We start from the raw sequence: 22,406 nt of genomic DNA, 5'->3' as shown, positions 1-22,406 counted from the left end.
GCGTCGCGATGTTTTCCGATGAAGCGGGGGTGAGGCATATGGATATTTTCAGCCACTACACGACACGTTTCGAAGCACGCAGGGAAGAGGAATACAGCATCCAGGAATATCTGGAGATCTGTAAGAAGGACTCGACTGCGTATGCGACGGCAGCCGAGCGCATGTTGCGCGCGATCGGCGAACCCGAGCTGATCGATACGCATCACGACCCGCGACTCTCGCGGCTGTTCTCCAACAAGATTATCAAGATCTATCCTGCCTTCCGTGACTTCTACGGCATGGAAGACACGATCGAGCAAATCGTCTCGTTCTTCAAACACGCGGCGCAGGGACTCGAAGAGCGCAAACAGATTCTGTACCTGCTCGGGCCCCCGGGCGGCGGCAAGTCGTCGCTGGCCGAGAAGCTCAAGGCGTTGATGGAAGACGTGCCCATCTATTGCCTGAAGGGATCGCCAGTGCACGAGTCGCCTTTGGGTCTGTTCTCGCCTGAGGAAGACGGCAAGATTCTGGAAGAGGACTTCGGCATCCCGATACGGTATCTGAATACGATCCCGTCACCGTGGGCCACCAAGCGGCTTAACGAATTCAACGGCGACATCACCAAGTTCCGTGTGGTGAAGGTGCGGCCTTCGGTGCTGCAACAAATCGCCATCGCCAAAACCGAGCCGGGAGACGAAAACAACCAGGACATCTCGTCGCTGGTCGGCAAGGTCGATATTCGCAAACTGGAGGAGTATCCGCAGGACGATCCTGACGCGTATTCCTATTCGGGCGGCTTGTGCCTGGCCAACCGGGGGCTGCTCGAATTCGTCGAAATGTTCAAGGCGCCGATCAAGGTGCTCCACCCGTTGCTCACTGCCACACAGGAAGGCAACTACAAGGGCACGGAGGGGTTCGGTGCGATTCCGTTCGACGGTATCGTGCTCGCGCACTCGAACGAAGCGGAGTGGCAAAGCTTCAAGGGCAACCGCAATAACGAAGCTTTCCTCGATCGTATTTACATCGTGAAGGTGCCGTATTGCCTGCGCGTGACCGACGAGGTGAAGATCTACGAGAAGCTGGTCAAGAACAGTTCGCTCGCCAATGCCCCGCGCGCGCCGAACGTACTCAAGATGCTGGCGCAGTTCGCCGTGCTCACGCGTCTGAAGGAGCCCGAGAATTCCAACATCTTCTCCAAGGTCCGTGTCTACGACGGTGAAAACCTCAAGGACATTGACCCGAAGGCCAAGTCGTATCAGGAGTATCGCGACTATGCCGGGGTGGACGAGGGGATGACAGGGATGTCCACGCGTTTCGCTTTCAAGGTGCTCTCGAAAGTCTTCAACTTCGATAACACGGAAGTCGCGGCCAACCCGGTGCACATGCTGTACGTGCTTGAGCAGCAGATCGAGCGCGAACAGTATCCGGGTGAAGTCGAGAAGCGCTATCTGGCCTATATCAAGGAGTATCTGACGGCGCCGTTCGTGGAGTTCATCGGCAAGGAGATTCAGACCGCGTACCTGGAGTCGTATTCCGAGTACGGCCAGAACATCTTTGATCGCTATGTGAACTTCGCCGATCTTTGGATTCAGGATCAGGAGTACCGCGATCCGAACACCGGCGAAATTCTGGACCGCACGGCGCTCAACGACGAGTTGGAAAAGGTCGAGAAGCCGGCCGGGATCACCAACCCGAAGGACTTCCGCAACGAGATCGTCAACTTCGTGCTGCGTGCGCGCGCCAACAACGCGGGCAAGAATCCGCTCTGGACGAGTTACGAAAAGTTGCGTGCGGTCATCGAAAAACGCATGTTCTCGACCACCGAGGACCTGCTGCCGGTGATTTCCTTCAACGCGAAGTCTTCGAAGGAGGATCAGGAAAAGCACGCCAACTTCGTCAATCGCATGGTGGAAAAGGGCTATACGCCCAAGCAGGTCCGCCTGCTGGTGGAATGGTACCTGCGCGTGCGCAAATCCTCGTAACGACCGTAGCAACCGTTGCAACCAATCGGGGCCACTATGTCAGCAATCATCGACAGACGGCAAAACGGCAAGAACAAAAGCGCGATCAACCAGCAGCGCTTTATCAAACGCTACCGCGATCAGATTCGTCGCGCGGTAGCGAAGGCGGTGGCTGGGCGCAAGATTACCGATATCGATGGCAGCGGACAGGTCTCGATCCCGGTGAAGGACATTTCGGAACCGTTGTTCCACCACGGGCCCGGCGGGCGGCGGGAGATGGTGCATCCCGGCAATCGCGAGTTCGTGGTGGGCGACAATTTCGAGCGTCCGCCGTCGGGCGCCGGTGGCGGCGGCAGCCGCGCCAGCGACTCGGGAGAGGGGGAGGACGACTTCGTCTTCAACCTCTCGCGAGAGGAGTTCCTGAAATTCTTCTTCGAGGACATGGCCCTGCCGGACCTCGCGAAACGCCGGCTCGCGCAGATCCCGGAGTTCCGCAAGGTTCGCGCGGGCTATTCGATTGACGGCACGCCGTCGAACCTCAACGTCATTCGCACGATGCGCAGTTCGCTGGGCCGCCGCATCGCGCTTACCGCGCCCTATCGCAAGCAGTTGCGTGAGCTCGAGGCCGAGTACGAGGACATCGTCTCGCGCGAGGGCGACACGTCGCCGCGTGCGCTGGCGCTCGCGCATGAGATCACCCATCTGCGCACGCGTGTCGAGGCGATTCCGTACATCGAGAAACTCGATTTGCGGTATTCGAACCGGATCATGCAGCCGCGTCCGCAGGCACAGGCCGTTATGTTCTGCCTGATGGACGTCTCGGGTTCCATGGATCAGAGCCGCAAGGATCTGGCCAAGCGGTTCTTCATGCTGCTCTACTTGTTTCTGCGGCATAACTACGAACGCATCGACCTGGTGCTCATTCGACACCACACGACGGCGAAAGAGGTCAATGAAGACGACTTCTTTTACGCGCGCGAGTCGGGGGGGACCGTGGTCTCCAGTGCGCTCAAGCTGATGAACGAGATCATCGCGGACCGGTACTCGCCAAGCGACTGGAACATCTACGGCGCGCAGGTCTCCGACGGCGACAACTGGGACGGGGATTCGCCCATCTGCCGCGACATTCTGATGCAATCGATCATGCCGGCCGTGCAGTACTTCGCCTACGTGGAGGTGGCGAGCGCCGAGCCGCAGAATCTGTGGAACGAGTATCTGTCGGTCAAGCAGCAACATCCGAATTTCGCGATGCAACGCATCATGGAAGCGGCGGAAATCTACCCGGTGCTGCACGACCTGTTCAAGAAGAAGGCGGCCTGAAAACCGTCCCGCCGGTACTACAACGAGGACGCATCATGGCGTATATCTCCACCGGATCGGAATGGACGTTCGAGCTGATTCAGCGATACGAGCACGAGATCGCGCGCATCGCCTCGGACTTCAAGCTCGACACGTACCCGAATCAGATCGAGATCATTACCGCCGAGCAGATGCTCGACGCTTACGCAACCGTCGGTCTGCCCATCGGCTACCACCACTGGTCTTACGGCAAGCATTTTCTGTCGTCCGAGCGCGGCTACAAGCGCGGGCAGATGGGGCTGGCGTACGAGATCGTCATCAACTCGAACCCCTGCATCGCCTATCTGATGGAGGAGAACAGCATGACCATGCAGGCGCTGACCATCGCGCACGCCAGCTACGGTCACAACTCGTTCTTCAAGGGGAACTACCTCTTTCGCACGTGGACCAGTGCCGACGCCATCGTCGACTATCTGCTGTTCGCGCGAAACTACATCACCGAGTGCGAGCAACGCTACGGCGAGCAATCCGTGGAGCTGTTGCTCGACTCCTGCCACGCGCTCATGAACTACGGCGTGGACCGGTACAAGCGACCCAAGCGGTTGTCGCTCGCGCAGGAACAGGCGCGGCAAAAGGAGCGTGAGAACTATCTGCAAATGCAGATCAACGATCTGTGGCGCACGCTGCCGAACCACGCCCTGCATGACGACGATGAGGACGACGGCCTCGACCCCACGGACTCGGACGAACCGCCGTTTCCGGGTGAGCCGCAGGAGAACCTGCTGTATTTCTTCGAGAAGAATGCGCCGAAGCTCGCGCCGTGGCAGCGGGAAATCGTGCGCATCGTGCGCAAGCTCGCACAGTACTTCTATCCGCAGCGTCAGACCAAAGTGATGAACGAAGGCTGGGCGACGTTCTGGCACTACACGATTCTCCAGCAGCTCTACAAGGAGAAGCTCGTCAACGACGCGTTCATGATGGAGTTCCTGCACGCGCACACCAACGTGGTGTATCAGCCGTCGTTCGATAGCCCGTATTACAGCGGCCTGAACCCCTATGCCCTGGGCTTCGCGATGTTCCAGGACATTCGCCGCATGTGCGAAGACCCCACCGAAGAGGACCGCCAGTGGGCGCCCGATATTGCCGGTTCGGACTGGTTGAAGACACTCGACTTCGCCATGCGCAACTTCAAGGACGAGAGCTTCATTCAGCAGTTCCTCTCACCCAAGGTGATTCGCGATCTGAAGCTGTTCTCCGTACTCGACGACGATCGCGACAGCCGGTTGCGCGTGACCGCCATCCATAACGATGCGGGTTATCGGGAGATCCGCGAGATGCTCGCGCAGCAGTACAACCTCAGCCAGCTGGAACCCAACATTCAGGTCGCGCACGTCGACCTGCATGGCGATCGCTCGCTCACGCTGCGTCATGTGCAAAGCGAGCGCAAGCCGCTCGACGACAGCTTCGAGGAAGTGCTCAAGCATGTGGCGCGTCTGTGGGGTTTCACGGTACGGCTGGAGACCGTGTTCGAAGACGGCCGCAGCGAGATGACGCACGAGACCAAGGTCGAGAAGCGTCGGCGCTACGCGCTGAGCGCCTGACGGCGAGCGTGGGCCGGATGAAGATCCCGTTCGTCGCACTCGATCACGTGGTATTGCGAACGGCCGATGTCGCGCGCCTTCAGCACTTCTATGTCGACGTATTGGGCTGCACGCTGGAGAAGGTGCAGCCCGAGCTCGGGCTGGTGCAGTTGCGCGCCGGCGATTCGCTCATCGATCTGGTGGACGTAGCCGGGACGATAGGTCGCCAGGGCGGTGCGGCGCCAGGCCCTGAAGGGCGCAACCTCGATCACTTCTGTCTGCGTGTCGAACCCTTCGACGACGCGGCGATCCGCCAGGCGCTGGCCTCGCACGGGGTGACGTTGGGGGAGGTGGTGCAGCGTTATGGCGCGCATGGGGAAGGGCCGTCGTGCTATCTCGACGATCCCGACGGCAACACGGTGGAACTTAAAGGACCGCCCTCTCGCTAGCGTCGGCTCACGCGGCCATCTGTCCCAGCACGCTCTGATCCCGTCCCTTGTGCTTGGCCTGATACAGCGCCTTGTCCGCGCGATCGAGCATGGCGCTGATCACGAGCGGCTCTCCCGGCTGCCATGACGCAATCCCCACGCTGATCGTAATTGCCTCGCCTTCGTCGCGTGCGGCTTGCGGCAACAGGTCCGAACTAGCCCGCTTGACCGACTCGCGAATACGGTCGGCGACGCGAAGCGCTGCGTGCTGATCGATCTCAGGCAGCACCACCGCAAACTCCTCCCCACCCAGACGCACCGCAAAATCGCTCGGCAGGCGAATGCAATGCTGGATCGTCGTGGCGATGCGTTGCAGTACGGCGTCGCCGAACGGATGCCCGTAGCGGTCGTTCACCTGCTTGAAGAAGTCGATGTCGATGAGCAGGACGGACAATGGAATGGCGCGTTGCTGCACTCGCTCCGCGACGAGACGAATGCGGTTGTCGAAGTAGCGCCGGTTGTAGATATGCGTGAGCGGATCGATGAATACCTTCTCGACGAGATCGGTGTTCGTGAGCGCGAGCGACTGGTACTGACGCGTGATCTCCCACACGAGCGCCAGCGTCGCAACGCCGGGCGAGGCTAGCGCAAGCAGGCGGGCGGCATACCACTGGTAGGACGCCTCGCTCGGCGCGGTCAGCGAAAGCAGCAACTGGCACAGCGAAATCGTGACGACGACCCACACGAGAAGAAACAGCTTGTGCGACAGGCGCGTGACGGCGGCAATACGCCACCACAGCGCGACATAGGCGACGAATAGCGCGCCCAACGCGAGCGTTTCGATGTCGATGCCACCGGCCAGATGCGGCGTGACGAGCGTGCGTCCCGCCCCGACGAGCGACAGTGAGACCGTCACCCAGATGATGAGCACGGTCGCGCCGTAACGTGCCGCTTCCGAGTAGCCCGGGCGCGTGTGCGGATCCATGCGCGTTCGCGAGTAGCTGCGCACACTCAGCATGACGTAGGCGGCGAAGCTCGCTTCGGCCACCAGCCAGAGCCAGAACGGCGCGCGGGTCACGTGCGTCGAGATGCCGGCGAGCTGGTTCGCGAGCAACACGCCCTCGGTGAACATGAACAGACCGCGCAACAAAAAGGCGCAGCCGAACTGTGCGAAGTAACGCTTACCGTTGTAGAGGTATTGAACGCCCAGCAGGCACGCCGTCGACAAGTTCAGAATGCCGCCGGCCGAAACAAGAAAGAACGTGAGCAGCGGATTGACCGCGCCTTCGAGCGCGCGCGCAAGAAATCCTGCGAGTGTGAGCGCGGCGCACGCAACCAGAATGGTGGTCGCGGCAACGCGATTGCCCTGTTCGGTACGGCTGATGGTACTTTTCATAGTTGTTATTCGCCATTCAACGACCTCGTGCCCGCGCACGATCGCTTTCTTACCGTTCAACCATCGCGCCCGCGAATCGCCGCCAAGGTCATAGCCCGACGTGACGCCCGCGTTTCCCCGATTTTGCGCTAAATGATTGATAACTAAGATAAACCTCGGAGAATACACGAGTTTTTCCGGCTTCGCACCCGTTTCCAGAACGTTTCCGAAGCGTTTTCGAGTCGTTTCCGCATACCCCCTTCAATTCCGGGTTTGCAACGCGTCGGCATGCGGGTTGTGAACGTTTTTTCCGATGCTTCGGACGTAGTGCTCCCCCGGCGCCGCCGATCGGAAAATAATTCCCGCGGCACGTTGATCCACTCTACGAAACACGCAAAATGCGGATTTCGGGACGAGATAAAGAGGCGTCGCAAAGGTAACTTTTCCCTTCCCCGTGACGCCTGCGCTGACGGGGGATTGCCGTGTGTGCAATTAATCTGTAGTCCTATTCATATGAAAAATATCTCGTGTAATTACGTGTAAAAGTGCCATATTTCCCACGAAAAACATGCTACGGGTTGGCATCGACGCACTATCTGTACTAGAATAAAAAAAGCCAATCGCTGCGGTTGGCCCATAGAATCAAAAGCGTTGCCGGTGTTCCTCGTTGCGCCGGCGTCCTTACCACCACGCAATGAGTTTCAGCAGTAAAACTTTCGCGCGCTTTCAATAAGCGTGCACCGAGAGGCCCAGGCGCCCACGGCGTCGAAAGCTCGTCTCTCAAGTCGCATTCCGCGACGCCTTGTTCGTCACCGTTGTCTTTCACAGACCTTCGGAATCGAACACATCACAATTCGCAAGGCAGCTAACAGTTGTCATGCTTGATTGACCGCGTTGTCACGCGGGGCGATTGCTATTGCCTCGCGCGCAGCGCTGCCAACCCATTCAAAGGGAGCATGAACGTGGCGAAGCAGTATCGCATTCTCTATTTGGCCGGCTTCGGACTGCTCGGTGTTGCCGCCGCAGTCACCGGTCTGGTGTATTGGCTGGGCGTCGATTCGCTCGTCAAATACCGGGGCGACCTGGTGTACTACACCCAGCAGCATCTTAAGCTCGTGGCGATATCGATGACATTGGCCATTGTGGTCGGCGTGCCCGCAGGCGTGCTGATCTCGCGGCCGATGTTCGAGAAACACGCCGAGCGCGCGGTGCAGGTTTTCAACATCGGCAATACCTTGCCTTCGCTTGCGGTGCTGGCTTTGTCGATGGCGGTGCTTGGCATTGGCGACCGCCCGGCCATTCTGGCGCTGTGGCTCGCGTCGCTGTTGCCAATTGTGCGTAATGCGTACGAAGGGCTGCGTCAGGTGCCGCCCGCCCTGCGAGAGTCGGCGCGCGGCATGGGCATGACGCCTGCGCAAGTGTTGTTCCGCGTCGACTTGCCCAACGCCATGCCGGTCATCGTCGGCGGCATTCGCACCGCACTCGCGATCAATGTCGGCACCGCGCCGCTGGCCTTCCTGATCGGCGCGGACAGTCTGGGACAACTGATCTTCCCGGGCATCTACCTCAACGATCCGACCAAGCTCTTGCTCGGCGCCGCCGGCACTGCACTGCTTGCCCTCGTGCTCGACGGCATCGTCGCCTTTGCGAGCGGGCTCTGGTTCGCCCGTCACGGCGCTCCGGCGCGCTGAGACTTCAGGAGACCCAAACCTATGCAAATTTCGTTTTCACATATGATGCCGCGCTGGATGCGACTCATCGGCGCCGCCTTTCTAGCGCTGGGTGTCACGGCAGCGAGCGCTACGGCACAAGCCGCCACGCTCACCATCGGCGGCAAGAACTTCACCGAGCAACTGATCCTCTCCGAGATGACGGCGCAATACTTGCGCAGCAAGGGCTACGACGTCGAACTCAAAAACGGGCTGGGTAGCGTGGTGATGCGCCAGGGCATGGAGAGCCGTCAGCTCGACGTGGTCTGGGAGTACACGGGCACGTCGCTGATCGTCTACAACAAGGTCACCGAAAAGCTCGACCCGCAGCAAACCTACGAACGCGTAAAGGCGCTCGACGCAAAGATCGGCCTCGTCTGGCTGGATCCGGCGGCACTGAACAACACCTATGCGTTCGCCATGCCGGGCAAGATCGCGCGCGAGGAGGGCATCGAGACGGTCTCTCAACTCGTCGCGAAATTCCATGCGAATCCGAAAATGCAGTTCGCCTTCGACATGGAGTTCGTTGGCCGCTCCGACGGTCTCGGTCCGATGGAGCAGCTCTATGACTTCCACCTCGAGCGCAGCAACATCAAGCAAATGGACCCCGGGCTGGTCTACACCGCGCTCAGAAATGAGCAGATCGATGCGGGGCTCGTCTACACGAGCGATGGCCGCAACAAGGGCTTCGATCTCAAGGTGCTGACCGACGACAAGGGCTTCTTCCCGGCGTACGCGGCCACGCCGGTGGTGCGAAAGGAAGTGCTCGATGCCAATCCCAAACTCGCCGACGAACTCAATGCGCTGTCCGCGAAGATCAATGACGACAACATGCGCGACATGAACGCGCAGGTCGACATCGATCACCGTGCCGTGTCGCGCGTGGCGAGCGACTTCCTCAAGCAGGAAGGGCTGGTGCAGTGACGGCGCAGGTCCGTCGTTGCCCCCATGGTTACTGATTGAGGAGTCTCATGATTGAATTTCTGACGCATAACTGGCACCGCATTCTGACCCTCACCGGTCAGCACGCGTGGCTGGTGGCCGCCTCGGTTGGGGCGGCCATCGTGGTCGGTGTGCCGCTGGGCGTGCTGGTCACGCGTTTTCGCTGGTTGTCCGGCGCCGTGCTGGGGTTGGCGACCGTCGTGCTCACGATCCCGTCGATTGCCCTGTTCGGCCTGATGATCCCGGCCCTGTCCGTCTACGGCATGGGCATTGGCCCCGCACCGGCGGTGGCCGCCGTCTTCCTGTATTCGCTGCTGCCGATCATGCGCAACACGAGTCTCGCCTTGCGGCAGATCGATCCGAGCATTCGCGAAGCGGGGATCGGCATCGGCATGACGTTCTGGCAGCGTCTGCGCCTGGTGGAGTTGCCGCTGGCGGTGCCGGTGGTGCTCGGCGGCGTGCGCACTGCCGTTGTGATGAATATTGGCGTGATGGCCATTGGCGCCATCGTCGGGGCGGGCGGCCTCGGGGTGTTGATCACCCAGGGGATCAGCCAGAGCGATACCCGGCAGCTTGTCGTGGGTGCGGTCATGGTGAGCTTGCTCGCCATCGTTGCCGACACCCTGTTGCACCGCCTTCAGCGCGTGCTGACACCGAAAGGAATCCGAACCGTATGATCAAACTCGACAATCTCACCAAAAGCTTCGTCCAGAAGGACGGCACGCGCGTGACCGCAGTGAACTCTGTCAGCCTCGCGGTGCCGCCGGGCGAAATCTGCGTCTTTCTCGGCCCCTCGGGCTGCGGCAAGACGACCACGCTCAAGATGATCAACCGGCTGATCAAACCGACGTCCGGGCACATTCTGCTCAACGGTCAGGACACCGGCAACATCAACGAGATCGAACTGCGCCGTCACATCGGTTATGTCATCCAGCAGATCGGCCTGTTCCCGAACATGACCATCGAGGAGAACATCACGGTGGTGCCGCGCCTGCTCGGCTGGGACAAGAAACGCTGCCGTGAGCGCGCTACCGAGCTCATGGGCATGGTAGCCCTCGATCCGAAGCGTTACCTCTCGCGTTATCCGCGTGAGCTCTCGGGGGGGCAGCAGCAGCGTATCGGCGTGATCCGCGCACTCGCCGCCGATCCGCCGGTCTTGCTCATGGACGAGCCGTTTGGCGCCGTCGACCCGATCAACCGCGAATCGATTCAGAACGAGTTCTTGCAGATGCAGCGTCAGTTGGGCAAGACCGTCATCATGGTCAGCCACGATATCGACGAGGCGATCAAACTGGCGGATCGCATCGCGATCTTCCGTCAAGGGAGCCTGGTGCAATACGCGCAGCCGGATGCCCTGCTGGCCCGCCCGGTCGACGAATTCGTGGCGAGCTTCGTGGGACATGACCGAATTCTCAAACGTCTGCTGCTGGTGCGCGCCGAGGATGCGGCCACCCCGCAACCGACCGTCAAACCGCAGACCACGCTGGCCGAGGCTTATGGTCTGATGGACGAGCTCGATACGCGCTCGCTCGTGGTCGTGGATGAAAACGCCCGGGCGCTCGGTTACATTGCGCGGCGCGATACGCGTCACGCGCAGGGGACTTGCGGCGAGCGGGTGCGCGACTTCAAGGCTTCGGCAGTGGCGGGCGACAACCTGCGTGTGCTGCTCTCGCGGATGTACGAGCACAACCTGGCATCGCTGCCGGTGCTCGGCGATGACAATCAGTATCTCGGCGAAGTCACACAGGATTCCATCGCCGATTATCTGAGCTCGGGCAAGTCGCGCGGTAACGGCGGCGGCACGATCATGGCGCCCTCGCTGCCGGGTACGCCAAGCGTGGTGGCCAGCGTGCCCTTCGGCGTGTCGCTATAGGTGGTGATGCAGGCGATGCATGCGATCGGTGCGTCGGTGGATGCCGGATGCCTCAGCCATGGTGAGGGCATCTGAAATGGCATGACGCCGCGTGAGTTTCGATGCATGCGCGGAACGACATTTGCGCATCGGATCAAAGAATGACGGCCCGTCGCGGTCGTCATTTTTACGTTCGGCATTCGTTTTTTCCGGAGCTGTCGTTTGTCTGCGACGGTGCATTGGCCTTGTGAGGAGGGCGCCTAATGGGAATGGGGACCGGAGACCGGGGGGAAGCGGTGAAATCGTTGAAGTCTTTGAATCAAGGAGTGGCGGCATGACGTGGGAAGCGGTAATGGCATGGTTCGGCAATGCGCCCTGGGCGCGGATGGCCGTGTCGCTGGCGACGCTGGTCGTTGCAGCGATGGTGGTGCAGGCTGCGGCGCAGTTCGTGATCGTGCGCGTGGTGCGTCTCGTAGTGCAGCGCACGGCCAATCGCTGGGACGATGCGTTGCTTGCGCATCGCGTGTTCCAGCGTGCCGCGCGCATCCTGCCGTATCTGGTCGTGCAGTTCGGCATCGACCTCGTGCCGGACTTGCCGGCGAAGGCGGCGCTCGTCGTCGGCAATGTCGCGCTTGCCACGACATTGCTTTACGCCACGCTGGCCATCGCGGGCATTCTGGACGCCGCACAGACCGTCTACGCGATGTCGGAGCACGCACGTACCCGTTCGATCAAGGGATACGTTCAGTTAGGCAAGATCGCGCTGTACGTGGTGGCGGCAATCGCCATCGTCGCGACCATCATCGACCGGTCGCCGTGGCTGCTGCTCTCGGGGCTGGGCGCGATGTCCGCCGTGCTGCTGCTGGTGTTCAAGGACACGATCATGTCGTTCGTGGCAAGCGTGCAGCTCACGTCCAACGACATGCTGCGCGTGGGCGACTGGATCGAGATGCCGCAGGTGGGCGCCGATGGCGACGTGGTGGATATCGCGTTGCACACGGTGAAAGTGCAGAACTGGGACAAGACGATCACGACGATTCCGACGTGGCGCCTGATCTCGGAGAGTTTCCGCAACTGGCGCGGGATGCAACAGTCGGGTGGGCGTCGCATCAAACGTACGTTATGCATCGATGCGGGCAGCGTCGGTTTTCTGGATGAGGCGGAGATCGCACGGCTTTCGAGGCTGCATTTGCTGGGCGACTACCTGTCGGAAAAACAGCGCTCGCTGGCGGATGCCAACGCCGCCTTGGGCATTGCGGCGGGCGTGCCCGCGAATACGCGCCGCCTGACGAACCTCGGTACGTTTCGCGCCTATGCATTGGCCTATCTGACGGCCCATCCGAACATTCACGACGGCATGACGTGCATGGTGCGTTCGCTGCAACCGTCGGCAACCGGTATCCCCGTGGAGCTGTACTGCTTTACCAACACCATCGTGTGGGCCGAGTACGAGCGCGTGCAGGGCGATGTTTTCGATCATCTGCTGGCGATCTTGCCGGAGTTCGGTCTGCGCATGTACCAGAACCCCGCAGGGGCCGATCTGATGCGCTGGCAAGGGCAGCTCGCGGCCTGACGTGAGTGCTGATCGAGCGCTGATTTCTTGCTTCAGGAAAAATCCGGAAAGCTTTGGCGTCTGTTTACTTCGATGTATCGCGCTGCGACGATATCTCGGAATCCACGGAAGAGGGGGAGCGGGGTGACGATTTGGAGTGAAAGATGGATGAGTTCAAGGTAGAGGTTGTGTGGTACCCCGATGCTGACGCGTCGGTTGAGGACGTGTGTGTCGACGACACCGAGGAGGAGTTGATGCGATTGTGGAGCTTCCCCAATGATGCCGACCTGGAGGACGGGACGTGGTGAAGCGAGGCGAAGTCTGGGTCGCATCGTTCGATCCGGCAATTGGATGTGAAATCGGTAAAACGCGGCCGTGCGTCATTGTGTCGCCCTCTTCAATGCACAGGCGCTTACAGACGGTGATCGTCGCCCCTCTAACGTCGTCAGAAGCGTCCCGATATAGCGTGCCGACGACATATGCCGGACGCCACGGGACGATGCAGTTGAGTCATCTCCGGTCGATGGACCGCAGGCGGCTGGTCAGGCGTTCTGGCGCTCTGGATCGACAAGCCATGCGAGACGCCATGGCGCAACTGCGCGACGTCTTCTCGGAAGCAGCGGACGAAGCCGATGATTGAAGGGCCACGGCCGTCGCAGTGAAGCGGGCGGCGCACGCAAAAGGGCTCCCGCAGGAGCCCTTCGTCGTTCGGTGCCGGCGCAAGACGCTATGGCTGTCCAGCGCCAGCAGCGCGAACCCAACACGACCAAGCTACTACCAGGCTACCAGCAAGCTATCCAAGCGTCAGGCGGTCGACTCGTCGAGTGTCGGGTAGTCGACATAACCCCGGGCGTCGCCGCCGTAAAGCGTGTCGCGATCGAGTGTGTTGAAGGGACCGCCGCGTTTGAGGCGTTCGACCAGATCAGGGTTGGCGATGAACGGCTTGCCGAAGGCGATCAGGTCTGCGAGATTTTCCTTGCGCGCCTTGATCGCAAGGGCGAGGTCATAGCCGTTGTTCGCCATGAACGTGCCCTTGAAGAGGTGACGCAGCTTCTTCAGATCGAAGCCACCTTCGACTTCACGCGGGCCGCCCGTCGCGCCCTCGACCACGTGCAGATAGACGAGACCGAAACGGTTGAGTTGCTCGACGGCATAGGTGAACACCGGTTCCGGATTGCTGTCGCCGCAATCGTTCGCCGGGCTGATCGGCGACAGGCGAATGCCCACACGGTCGGCCCCCCACACGTCCACGACGGCTTGCGTGACTTCGAGCACGATGCGCACGCGGTTCTCGATGCTGCCGCCGTATTGGTCCGTGCGATGGTTCGTCTTGTCGCGCATGAACTGGTCGAGCAGGTAGCCGTTCGCAGCGTGAATTTCCACGCCGTCGAACCCGGCACGCTTCGCGCATTGTGCAGCGTGACGATACTGTTCGATGATGCCCGGAATCTCGGACGTCTCCAGCGCACGCGGCACCGGGTGCGGTTCGAACCCATGCTCCGTGAACGCCTTACCCGCCGGCTGGATCGCCGACGGAGCCACCGGCAGTCCGCCGTTCGGTTGCAGCGACGGATGCGAGATGCGACCGACATGCCACAGCTGGCAGAAGATCTTGCCACCCTTGGCGTGCAGGGCGTCGGTCACCTGTTTCCAGCCGGCGACCTGTTCGTCCGTGTAAATGCCGGGCGTGAAGGCGTAGCCCTTGCCCTGCTGCGAGATGTTGGTGGCTTCACTGATGATGAGGCCGGCCGATGCACGCTGCGCGTAGTACTCGGCGACCAGCGGGCCGGGTACATCGCCCTTACCCGCGCGGCTGCGCGTGAGCGGCGCCATCACGATGCGGTTGCTCAACTGGAGCGGGCCGAGCTGATACGACGAAAACAGATCGGTATCGAGCGCGGCGAGATGCGTTTGCGAGTCCGTCATTGCTGAAGGTCCTGTGAAAGTGGGGGGATGCTGTGCTGCACAAAACCCGCTCAGATTACGGCAATTCTCATGGCCTTGCTGAGCACCGCCTCGGTGTTTCGGCCAAGGTGGCATGCGCCGCGAACGGTGTGCGACGCGCTGCACCGAAATAGGGCGTCATGACACATCATGGCGGCGGGTTTGGCATGCATTTGTCGCGGGATTTGCGGCGAATTGCTTCGAGGAACTCGCCGAAATCCCACGTTTCACGCGTTCGCCACCGTAGGGCGCTTCGGTGCGTGCGGCGCAATGCGCAACACCATGATCGCGCCGATGATGCACACACCGCCCGACAGCATCGAGGCCATCGTGTAGTTGCCCAGCGTTGCGCGCAGCGAACCGGCCACAAGGGCAGCGGTCGCGGCACCCAACTGGTGGCCGGCAACGATCCAGCCGAACACGATCGGGGCCATCGTCTTGCCAAATACGTCTGTCGTTAGGCGCACCGTCGGGGGCACCGTCGCGATCCAGTCCAGGCCGTAGAACAGCGCGAAGAGCGGCAAGCCGAAGAAGTCCAGACCGAAGGCGTAGGGCAGATAGATCAGCGACAACCCGCGCAGGCCGTAATACCAGAACAGCAGCACGCGGCTGTTGTAACGATCCGAGAGCCAGCCCGACGCCGTGGTGCCCACGAGATCGAGAATGCCCATCGCCGCCAGGATGCCCGCGCCCTTGACTTCGGACAGGCCGTAATCGCCGCACATCGCGATGAAGTGCGTGCCGATGTAACCGTTGGTGCTCGCACCGCAGATGAAAAAGCTGAAGAACAGCAGCCAGAAGTCGCGCTTTCCTGCGGCCATGCGCAGGGCAGACAACGCTGCCGTGAGCGGATTGCCTTGCGTGAGCGGGACGTCCGGGGCGTCTTCAGGGGCGCCGACCGGACGTAGCCCCACCGAGCCGGGACGCTCCGGCAGGAGAAATGCCACCAGCGGCAACACGATCGCGGCGACCAGCGCCACGATCAGCACCACCGGACGCCATCCGTAATGCTCGGTGATCGCTGCCATGATCGGCAGGAAGACCATCTGACCGGTCGCCGAGCTTGCCGTGAGGATCCCCATGGCCAGACCGCGATGCGTATGGAACCAGCGGTTCGACACGGTCGCCGCAAGCGTCACCGCCGCTACGCCCGTCCCACCGCCGACCATCACGCCCCAGATCAGCACCATTTGCCAGGGCGCAGTCATCAACGACGATAGCGCCGTGCCCGATGCCAGCAGCAGCAGGGCCACCATGACCGTCGGACGAATGCCGAAACGCTGCATCGCGGCGGCGGCGAACGGGCCGGTGAGGCCGTAAAGCGCAAGATTGACGGAAATCGCCAGCGAGATCGTCGCCCGACTCCAGCCGAAGTCCTGCTCCAGCGGCACCATCATGACGCTGGGCGTTGCGCGAATACCCGCCGAGGCGAGCAGAACCAGGAAAATGACGCCGACGACAATCCACCCGTAGTGGAAGCGTCCGTCGATGCGCTTGGCAAGTGCAGCCTTCATGGCGGAAATCCTTGCTGAGGCTCGGTGTTGTGGCCGATGCGGGAACGTTTGCGGGAACCGGGCGGTCTACGTTCATCGATAGACTTGTGACAGCTCGGTAACATGAGGTTGCCATGTTATGAACCGATCGGTAACATGTCAAGTATTCCTTTGCGACGATAGGGCTTTGGCATGGCCCGCGTGCAACGCAAAACCACAGTTCAGGGAGTGCCGGATCATGGCCAAATCGACAACGTCTTCTCTGCCCGCCACGGCACCTGATGCGCCTGATGTGCATGAGGCGTCTGTAGCGCGTGCCGCAGCCCGGCGGGGCACGGCGCCGCGTGCGGGCAAGACGGCGCGTCAGGTGACGCCCGCGCCCATCGCCCAACAGCATTTGCTCGACGCCGCGGTCGAGCTGTTTCATACGGAAGGCGTGCGTGCCGTGGGAGTGGATGCCGTCGTCAAGCGCGCCGGTGTGAACAAGATGAGCCTGTATCGCCAGTTTGCCTCGAAGGACGATCTGATTCTGGCGTATCTCGATCACATGCAGACGGCGAGCCTTGCCCGTATCGACGAGAGCATCGCGAAGCACCCGGGTGAGCCGCGTGCGCAGATGCTGCAAATTTTCGTGGATCTGGCCGAGCGCGCGAGTCGGCCCGGTTATCGCGGTTGTCCGTTCGTGAACGTGGCGGCGGAGTTTCCCGACCCGGCGCATGCCGCGCGGGTGTCGGTGGTGAACTACAAGGCGGAAGTGGTGCGACGCTTTACGACGCTTGTCACGGCTGCCGGCCTGAAGGAGCCGGCGCCGTTGGTCGACGCGCTATCGCTGATTCTCGAAGGGGCTTACGCCGCGAGCCAGACTTTCGGACCCGGCTCGCCGCCGCTGCGCATCTTGCCGACCGTGGCGCATCGGATCATCGAGGCGGGAATGGCGGGCGAACTGACTGCCTGAACGTGTCGGTGATCTGACCCGCCATCACGCGGCAAGCCGCTGAAGCGCGACGGCTGCGGAGGTCTGTGTCAGCGGCGCCTGCGCGCCCGGTGTGCCCGACGTTCCCGACGTTCCCGGAGTTCCATTCATGCGGAACGCGGCGACAGCCTGATCGAGCAGCCGGGCCTGGCCTTCCATCGATGCGGCAGCGGCAGCGGCCTGCTCGACCAGTGCGGCGTTCTGCTGCGTGACCTCGTCCATCTGCGTGACCGCCCGGCCGACCTGCTCGATCCCGTGGCTCTGTTCCTCCGACGCGGCGGAAATCTCACCCATGATGTCGGTCACGCGCCGCACCGCCTGCACCACGTCGTGCATCGTCTGACCGGCTTGCGCGACGAGCACGGAGCCGTCCTGGACCCGGCTGTTCGACGACTCGATCAACTCCTTGATTTCCTTGGCCGCAGCGGCACTGCGCTGGGCAAGCGTGCGAACTTCACCGGCAACGACCGCAAACCCGCGCCCTTGCTCGCCGGCGCGCGCCGCTTCCACGGCGGCATTGAGCGCGAGGATGTTCGTCTGGAAGGCAATGCCGTCGATCACGCTGATGATATCGACGACCTTGCTCGAGCTGTGTGAGATGCCTTCCATCGTGGCGACCACTTGATCCACGACTTGCCCACCGCGTACGGCGATGGCCGAGGCGTTCTCCGCCAGTTGGCTTGCCTGCCGCGCATTGTCGGCGTTCTGGCGCACCGTCGAGGTGAGTTGCTCCATGGACGACGCCGTTTCTTCGAGCGCGGCGGCCTGCTGTTCGGTGCGCGCGGACAGATCGGTATTGCCTTCCGCAATCTCGCGAGACGCCAGGGTAATGGCGCTCGTGCCGCTGCGAATGCGCCCGATCATCTGTTGAAGATTGCCCTGCATGCGTTGCATGGCGTAGAGCAGGCTTGCGCCATCGCCCGCGCGCAGGCGCACTTGCGTGAGCAGATCCCCGTCGGCAATTCGCGTGGCGATATCGGCGGCGTATTCGGGTTCACCGCCCAGGCTGTGCTGGACGTTGCGAATAATGAGCAGCATGACGCCCGACACCGCCAGGCCGATGACGGCGAGCATCGCTCCCCAGCGGGCCAGGGCGCCGAGGAAGGCGGCATTGATGTCGTCGACGTAGACGCCAGTGGTCAGATACCAGTCCCAGGGCGAGAACACGCCCACGCGGCTGATCTTCTCGACAGGCTTGTCCGAGCCGGGCTTCGGCCAGAGATAGGTGACGAACGGATTGTCCGTGCGGGCGGCGGCGACGATATCCGAGAACATGAGCTTGCCCGACGGGTCACGGAACTGGCTCATGTCCTTGCCCTCGAGCTTCGGATTGACCGAATTCAGCACGATCACGCGCTGTGAGTTCAAGATGCCGAAATAGTTGTCGCCGTCGTAGCGAATCGCGCCGATCTGTTCGCGCGCCAGTTTCTGCGCGTCCGCCACGCTCATTTCGCCGCGCTCGGCGCGGGCGGCGTAGTGCTGCGCCAGGCTCAGACCGGCATCGACCACGTGGGTTAGCCCGGCCCGGCGCTCGGCGAGCATCGTGTCGCGCTGCGCCCACGCCCCCCAGATTGCCATCGCCAGCAGGCTGACCCACATCAATGCGACCGCAGACCACAACTTCGCTTTCAAACTCAATCGCTGCATTCCTTCGTCATCCTCACTGATTCCGCGTTGGTGTTGCGCTTGCGGCGGCCGCGCGTGACGTGCAGGCACGTTCGGGCGGTCCGGTTATCGAGTCGTCGGCGTCTTCGCATGAAGACACGGACCAAACGTGTGCTAACGGCAGTCTTGCGGAGGACTTGAGCTTTGCCTGCGGTGGTATGCATCCCGCCGGCGTGCCGGGGGCAGCCGTGCGGGCGGGCGCCGATGCGACGCGGTAAGGCGGTAAGGCCGTGAGGCGGTGAGGGGAAGACTGTGAAGTGGCGAATTGAAGGCGTGATGAAGGTGTGATGAAGGCGTGGCCGTTCAGCCGTGAATCACGACCATCAGACCGCGAGCGACCGATTTGCCGACATTGCGGATGGCGTGGGCGCGGTCGGCAGGGTAACGCGCCGTTTCCCCCGGCTTGGCGCGCCGGGCGATGTGCTCGACCTCGATGTCGACCTGTCCGTCGAAGACAGTGAAATGTTCGCGCGTGCCGGGATCGTGGGGCTCGGAGACGAGCGCCGCGCCCGGCTGCAGCGTCAATTCGTACCACTCGAACTTGCCGGCGAGTTCCATCGGGCCAAGGATCTTCAACTGATACGCCTGTTCGGCGCCGGCGAGTGTCGGCGTCTCGTGCTTGCCGAAGATGCGCACCGGCTCCGGATCACCCGACGGCGCGCCGAGCAACTGGTCGAGCCGCACGCCGAGCGCGTTGGCCAGACGCCACGCGACGGCGATCGTCGGGTTGGCCTTGTCGCGTTCGATCTGCGAGAGCATCGACTTCGAGACGCCGGACGCACGGGAAAGCGTCTCCAGCGTCATGCCACGCTCCTTGCGTAGCTGCTGGATCATGTCGCCGACGGGCGGCGGCGCAATCGGGGACATCGCAGAAGCTGCGGGAATACTTGCCATATGAATTCCGGGATATTAGAATTTTTCAATATATTGAAACTAGTTCAATATAAAGTATAGTTTCCGATAAGCTGTATGCCGTGATGGTAGCAGAGCCCCAAGGTTCGACATTCTGGAGATGCCCCCGATGACCGCACAAACCCCGGAGGCCCGCGAGGGCTTCTACCGTCAACTGACCGAACGACTCGAAGACACGCGCCGTCAGGGCCTTTTCAAGCAGGAACGCGTGCTCATGTCGCGGCAGGGGCCGGAGGTCATGTGCGACGACGGGCAAACGCGCATTAACCTGTGCGCCAACAACTACCTGGGTCTGTCCGGCAGCGAAGCGCTGGTGAAGGCGGGGCAGAAGGCGTTGGAAGACTTCGGCTTCGGCCTGTCGTCGGTGCGCTTCATTTGCGGCACTCAGGGACCGCACAAGGCGCTGGAAGCCCGCATCGCGGCATTTCTCGGCACCGAGGACGCAATCCTTTACGCCGCCGCGTTCGACGCCAACGGCGGCGTGTTCGAGCCATTGTTCGACGAGCAGGACGCGATCATTTCCGACGCCCTGAACCACGCCTCGATCATCGACGGCGTGCGTCTGTGCAAGGCGCAACGCCTGCGCTATGCCCATAACGACATGGAAGACCTGGAGCGCCAGTTGCAGGCTGCCGCCGGTGCGCGTCACCGCATCATCGTGACGGACGGTGTGTTCTCCATGGACGGCACGATTGCGCAGCTCGACCGTATCGTGGCGCTGGCCGAACAGTACGGCGCGCTCATCATGATCGACGAATGTCACGCGTCCGGCTTCATGGGGCCGACGGGACGCGGCACGCACGAGCATCACGGCGTGCTGGGCAAGATCGACATCATTACCGGCACGCTGGGCAAGGCGCTCGGCGGGGCGATGGGCGGTTTCACGGCGGGGCGACGCGAAGTGATCGAGACGCTGCGCCAGCGCTCACGCCCCTATCTGTTCTCCAATAGTCTGGCGCCCGCCATCGTGGGCACGTCGCTCGCCGTGTTCGACGAGCTGGAGCATTCGTCGGCGCGTCGCGAGCAATTGCACGAGAACACGGCTTTCTTCCGTCAGGAAGTGGCGGCGCTCGGTTTCACGATCAAGCCGGGCACGCACCCGATTGTCCCCGTCATGCTGTTCGACGCTACGCTGGCGCAACGTTTCGCGCAGCGCCTGTATGAACTCGGCGTGATCGCCACCGGTTTCTTCTATCCCGTCGTGCCGCAAGGCCAGGCACGCGTGCGCGTGCAACTCTCGGCGGCGCATACCCGCGAACACCTGACCCGTGCGCTGGCCGCGTTCGCCCAGGCCGGCAACGAACTCGGCATTCTCAAGCAAGGTTGATCATGGAACGTATTCTCATCATTGGCGCTAACGGGCAGATCGGCAGCGAACTCGTCGAGGCGCTTGCGGCACAGTACGGTACGGAAAACGTGATCGCGACGGATATTGCGCCGGGACCGTCGCGCCATCCGGTGCACTACGAAGCGCTCGACGTGCTCGATGCCTCGCGTCTGGCGGCGCTCGTCGAGCGCTTCGGCATTACGCAGATCTTCCATCTGGCGGCGCTGCTCTCGGCCACCGGTGAAACCCGTCCGCTGCAGGCGTGGACACTCAACATGAACGGCCTGCTCAACGTGCTGGAACTGGCGCGTGAGCATCAGGCCCGGGGCAAGGGACTGCGCGTGTTCTGGCCGTCGTCGATCGCGGCGTTCGGCCCGCACACGCCGGCCGTCGAAACGCCGCAGTTGGCGATCATGGACCCGACGACGATGTACGGCATCAGCAAGCAGGCGGGCGAGCGGCTGTGCGAGTACTACTTCACGAAGTTCGGAGTGGACGTGCGCAGCTTGCGCTACCCCGGCGTGATCAGCTACAAGACACCGCCCGGCGGCGGCACGACCGACTACGCCATCGACATCTTCCAGGCGGCGCGCCGTGGCGAGACGTACACCTGCTTTCTGAAGGAAGACGCCACGCTGCCGATGATCTACATGCCCGACGCCGTGCGCGCCACGCTCGAACTGATGAATGCCGACGCCTCGAAGCTGCGGGTGCGATCGTCATACAACGTGGCCGGTGTGAGTTTCGATCCCAGAACGCTGGCCGAGGCGATTGCGCGTCGCGTGCCGGGCTTCACGGTGAAGTACGCACCGGACTTCCGTCAGGCGATTGCCGAGACGTGGCCGCACACGCTCGACGACACGCATGCGCGCTACGACTGGGGGTGGAAGCCGGCGTACGATCTGGACGCCATGGTCGACGACATGCTCGCCAACGTTCCACTCGACTGGCACAAGCCTGCGTTGGGAAACGCGGCCTGACGGGCAAAGCCCGGCAAGGTAGAAGGATGCGTGGAGGACGTGGAAGTCGTGGAAGGCGCAGGCCGTTCGGGAACGGCCTGCTGCGAACTTACTTCGGGTGGTGCATCGCGTAGTACGCCATGGCGGCAAGTACCGCGCACGTCACGGCGAGCGCGCGGCGGCGCCAACGGTAGGCCGGGGTGAAACTGATGGCTCGCGTGCGGCCTTCTTCCTTCGAATGGTAGTAGCTCATATTGCGCCTTCTGGATCTGGTACACGGTCTTCGCCGCAAAGAGAACCTGCGCAAGCCACGGTCGTGGTGCCCCCCGGCCCACGACACACAGGTTCTGAATCGATTATGCGACCGCACAAAACCGACCACGAATCAGTATCTACACCGATAGGTGTGGTCTTTTTGACACGGTCCTGTGTCCCACGAATCGTTTCGACGAAGGG

20 protein-coding genes are annotated in these 22,406 nt (G+C 62.0%); 14 read left to right on the top strand and 6 right to left on the bottom strand.

Going from position 1 to position 22,406, the window contains the following annotated elements; all coding sequences use genetic code 11:
• Window positions 1–38: 38 nt before the first annotated feature.
• Genes PCA31118_RS12890 through PCA31118_RS12875 form a run of 4 tightly spaced genes read left to right on the top strand, consistent with a single transcriptional unit; the run spans window position 39 to window position 5,268 of the window.
• Window positions 39–1,961: a PrkA family serine protein kinase gene (locus tag PCA31118_RS12890; RefSeq protein ID WP_044457074.1), complete on the top strand. Its 1,923-nt coding sequence runs from the start codon at window positions 39–41 to the stop codon at window positions 1,959–1,961.
• A 36-nt stretch (window positions 1,962–1,997) separates the two neighbouring features.
• Entirely contained in the window at window positions 1,998–3,260 is a 1,263-nt protein-coding gene (locus tag PCA31118_RS12885) for a YeaH/YhbH family protein (protein WP_044457073.1), read from the top strand.
• 35 nt (window positions 3,261–3,295) lie between these two features.
• Window positions 3,296–4,840: a SpoVR family protein gene (locus PCA31118_RS12880; protein WP_150625570.1), complete on the top strand. Its 1,545-nt coding sequence runs from the start codon at window positions 3,296–3,298 to the stop codon at window positions 4,838–4,840.
• A gap of 17 nt (window positions 4,841–4,857) precedes the next feature.
• On the top strand, window positions 4,858–5,268 hold the full coding sequence (locus tag PCA31118_RS12875; RefSeq protein WP_150625569.1) for a VOC family protein: 411 nt from the start codon (window positions 4,858–4,860) through the stop codon (window positions 5,266–5,268).
• Window positions 5,269–5,275: 7 nt separating this feature from the next.
• Here PCA31118_RS12875 and PCA31118_RS12870 read toward each other — a convergent pair whose 3' ends face one another.
• Complete coding sequence (locus tag PCA31118_RS12870; protein ID WP_150625568.1) at window positions 5,276–6,643, bottom strand: GGDEF domain-containing protein; 1,368 nt, start codon at window positions 6,641–6,643, stop codon at window positions 5,276–5,278.
• A gap of 935 nt (window positions 6,644–7,578) precedes the next feature.
• On the opposite strand from PCA31118_RS12870, the gene PCA31118_RS12865 reads away from it, so the two are divergent.
• From PCA31118_RS12865 to PCA31118_RS27660, 7 genes are all read left to right on the top strand, one after another.
• A complete protein-coding gene (locus tag PCA31118_RS12865) occupies window positions 7,579–8,313 on the top strand; it encodes an ABC transporter permease (RefSeq protein WP_044457069.1) in 735 nt (244 codons plus the stop codon).
• 21 nt (window positions 8,314–8,334) lie between these two features.
• The gene (locus tag PCA31118_RS12860; protein ID WP_150625567.1) at window positions 8,335–9,255 is read left to right on the top strand and encodes a glycine betaine ABC transporter substrate-binding protein; all 921 of its coding nucleotides are present in this window, start codon (window positions 8,335–8,337) and stop codon (window positions 9,253–9,255) included.
• A 47-nt stretch (window positions 9,256–9,302) separates the two neighbouring features.
• Window positions 9,303–9,950, top strand: a complete 648-nt coding sequence (locus PCA31118_RS12855) for an ABC transporter permease (RefSeq protein WP_039393117.1) — start codon at window positions 9,303–9,305, stop codon at window positions 9,948–9,950.
• The gene (locus tag PCA31118_RS12850; RefSeq protein WP_150625566.1) at window positions 9,947–11,146 is read left to right on the top strand and encodes an osmoprotectant ABC transporter ATP-binding protein OsmV; all 1,200 of its coding nucleotides are present in this window, start codon (window positions 9,947–9,949) and stop codon (window positions 11,144–11,146) included. Before PCA31118_RS12855 ends, PCA31118_RS12850 begins: the two co-directional genes overlap by 4 nt.
• A 313-nt stretch (window positions 11,147–11,459) precedes the next feature.
• The gene (locus tag PCA31118_RS12845) at window positions 11,460–12,698 is read left to right on the top strand and encodes a mechanosensitive ion channel family protein (RefSeq protein WP_150625565.1); all 1,239 of its coding nucleotides are present in this window, start codon (window positions 11,460–11,462) and stop codon (window positions 12,696–12,698) included.
• Between the two features lie 143 nt (window positions 12,699–12,841).
• Entirely contained in the window at window positions 12,842–12,985 is a 144-nt protein-coding gene (locus PCA31118_RS27035; RefSeq protein ID WP_174990446.1) for a hypothetical protein, read from the top strand.
• Window positions 12,979–13,317: a type II toxin-antitoxin system PemK/MazF family toxin gene (locus PCA31118_RS27660; RefSeq protein ID WP_150625564.1), complete on the top strand. Its 339-nt coding sequence runs from the start codon at window positions 12,979–12,981 to the stop codon at window positions 13,315–13,317. The genes PCA31118_RS27035 and PCA31118_RS27660 overlap by 7 nt, the downstream gene beginning before the upstream one ends.
• A 164-nt stretch (window positions 13,318–13,481) precedes the next feature.
• On the opposite strand, the gene PCA31118_RS12835 is transcribed toward PCA31118_RS27660, so the two are convergent.
• Window positions 13,482–14,603 (bottom strand): alkene reductase, encoded by a 1,122-nt coding sequence (locus PCA31118_RS12835; protein WP_150625563.1) that lies wholly within the window; start codon window positions 14,601–14,603, stop codon window positions 13,482–13,484.
• Between the two features lie 245 nt (window positions 14,604–14,848).
• Window positions 14,849–16,135: an MFS transporter gene (locus PCA31118_RS12830; RefSeq protein WP_150625562.1), complete on the bottom strand. Its 1,287-nt coding sequence runs from the start codon at window positions 16,133–16,135 to the stop codon at window positions 14,849–14,851.
• A 217-nt stretch (window positions 16,136–16,352) separates the two neighbouring features.
• Between PCA31118_RS12830 and PCA31118_RS12825 the strand changes: the two genes are divergently transcribed.
• A complete protein-coding gene (locus PCA31118_RS12825) occupies window positions 16,353–17,069 on the top strand; it encodes a TetR/AcrR family transcriptional regulator (RefSeq protein ID WP_150625561.1) in 717 nt (238 codons plus the stop codon).
• A 24-nt stretch (window positions 17,070–17,093) separates the two neighbouring features.
• Here the strand turns inward: PCA31118_RS12825 and PCA31118_RS27505 are convergent, their stop codons facing one another.
• Together PCA31118_RS27505 and PCA31118_RS12815 are read right to left on the bottom strand one after the other, a co-directional pair.
• The gene (locus PCA31118_RS27505) at window positions 17,094–18,734 is read right to left on the bottom strand and encodes a methyl-accepting chemotaxis protein (protein WP_150625560.1); all 1,641 of its coding nucleotides are present in this window, start codon (window positions 18,732–18,734) and stop codon (window positions 17,094–17,096) included.
• A 321-nt stretch (window positions 18,735–19,055) separates the two neighbouring features.
• Window positions 19,056–19,646, bottom strand: coding sequence for a helix-turn-helix domain-containing protein (locus PCA31118_RS12815; protein WP_246190206.1), 591 nt, complete (start codon window positions 19,644–19,646; stop codon window positions 19,056–19,058).
• Window positions 19,647–19,773: 127 nt separating this feature from the next.
• On the opposite strand from PCA31118_RS12815, the gene kbl reads away from it, so the two are divergent.
• Together kbl and PCA31118_RS12805 are read left to right on the top strand one after the other, a co-directional pair.
• Window positions 19,774–20,991 carry a glycine C-acetyltransferase gene (gene kbl, locus PCA31118_RS12810; protein WP_150625559.1) on the top strand — a complete coding sequence of 406 codons (1,218 nt, stop codon included), beginning with the start codon at window positions 19,774–19,776 and terminating at the stop codon, window positions 20,989–20,991.
• 2 nt (window positions 20,992–20,993) lie between these two features.
• On the top strand, window positions 20,994–21,971 hold the full coding sequence (locus PCA31118_RS12805; protein WP_150625558.1) for an NAD-dependent epimerase/dehydratase family protein: 978 nt from the start codon (window positions 20,994–20,996) through the stop codon (window positions 21,969–21,971).
• A gap of 88 nt (window positions 21,972–22,059) precedes the next feature.
• On the opposite strand, the gene PCA31118_RS27030 is transcribed toward PCA31118_RS12805, so the two are convergent.
• Window positions 22,060–22,203, bottom strand: coding sequence for a hypothetical protein (locus PCA31118_RS27030; RefSeq protein WP_157123263.1), 144 nt, complete (start codon window positions 22,201–22,203; stop codon window positions 22,060–22,062).
• Between the last annotated feature and the right edge of the window lie 203 nt (window positions 22,204–22,406).

The sequence above is a fragment of the Pandoraea captiosa genome, assembly GCF_902459775.1.
Lineage (GTDB): Bacteria > Pseudomonadota > Gammaproteobacteria > Burkholderiales > Burkholderiaceae > Pandoraea > Pandoraea captiosa.
The sequence above is the reverse complement of the archived record's forward strand: the minus strand, read 5'-3'. Positions and strand labels throughout refer to the sequence as shown.

Excerpts from the sequence above, each read along its gene's own strand:
- PCA31118_RS12890 (WP_044457074.1), top strand. The coding sequence starts at position 39 with ATGGATATTTTCAGCCACTACACGACACGTTTCGAAGCACGCAGGGAA.
- PCA31118_RS12885 (WP_044457073.1), top strand. The coding sequence starts at position 1,998 with ATGTCAGCAATCATCGACAGACGGCAAAACGGCAAGAACAAAAGCGCG.
- PCA31118_RS12880 (WP_150625570.1), top strand. The coding sequence starts at position 3,296 with ATGGCGTATATCTCCACCGGATCGGAATGGACGTTCGAGCTGATTCAG.
- PCA31118_RS12875 (WP_150625569.1), top strand. The coding sequence starts at position 4,858 with ATGAAGATCCCGTTCGTCGCACTCGATCACGTGGTATTGCGAACGGCC.
- PCA31118_RS12870 (WP_150625568.1), bottom strand. The coding sequence starts at position 6,643 with ATGAAAAGTACCATCAGCCGTACCGAACAGGGCAATCGCGTTGCCGCG.
- PCA31118_RS12865 (WP_044457069.1), top strand. The coding sequence starts at position 7,579 with ATGAACGTGGCGAAGCAGTATCGCATTCTCTATTTGGCCGGCTTCGGA.
- PCA31118_RS12860 (WP_150625567.1), top strand. The coding sequence starts at position 8,335 with ATGCAAATTTCGTTTTCACATATGATGCCGCGCTGGATGCGACTCATC.
- PCA31118_RS12855 (WP_039393117.1), top strand. The coding sequence starts at position 9,303 with ATGATTGAATTTCTGACGCATAACTGGCACCGCATTCTGACCCTCACC.
- PCA31118_RS12850 (WP_150625566.1), top strand. The coding sequence starts at position 9,947 with ATGATCAAACTCGACAATCTCACCAAAAGCTTCGTCCAGAAGGACGGC.
- PCA31118_RS12845 (WP_150625565.1), top strand. The coding sequence starts at position 11,460 with ATGACGTGGGAAGCGGTAATGGCATGGTTCGGCAATGCGCCCTGGGCG.
- PCA31118_RS27035 (WP_174990446.1), top strand. The coding sequence starts at position 12,842 with ATGGATGAGTTCAAGGTAGAGGTTGTGTGGTACCCCGATGCTGACGCG.
- PCA31118_RS12835 (WP_150625563.1), bottom strand. The coding sequence starts at position 14,603 with ATGACGGACTCGCAAACGCATCTCGCCGCGCTCGATACCGATCTGTTT.
- PCA31118_RS12830 (WP_150625562.1), bottom strand. The coding sequence starts at position 16,135 with ATGAAGGCTGCACTTGCCAAGCGCATCGACGGACGCTTCCACTACGGG.
- PCA31118_RS12825 (WP_150625561.1), top strand. The coding sequence starts at position 16,353 with ATGGCCAAATCGACAACGTCTTCTCTGCCCGCCACGGCACCTGATGCG.
- PCA31118_RS27505 (WP_150625560.1), bottom strand. The coding sequence starts at position 18,734 with ATGCAGCGATTGAGTTTGAAAGCGAAGTTGTGGTCTGCGGTCGCATTG.
- PCA31118_RS12815 (WP_246190206.1), bottom strand. The coding sequence starts at position 19,646 with ATGGCAAGTATTCCCGCAGCTTCTGCGATGTCCCCGATTGCGCCGCCG.
- kbl (WP_150625559.1), top strand. The coding sequence starts at position 19,774 with ATGACCGCACAAACCCCGGAGGCCCGCGAGGGCTTCTACCGTCAACTG.
- PCA31118_RS12805 (WP_150625558.1), top strand. The coding sequence starts at position 20,994 with ATGGAACGTATTCTCATCATTGGCGCTAACGGGCAGATCGGCAGCGAA.
- PCA31118_RS27030 (WP_157123263.1), bottom strand. The coding sequence starts at position 22,203 with ATGAGCTACTACCATTCGAAGGAAGAAGGCCGCACGCGAGCCATCAGT.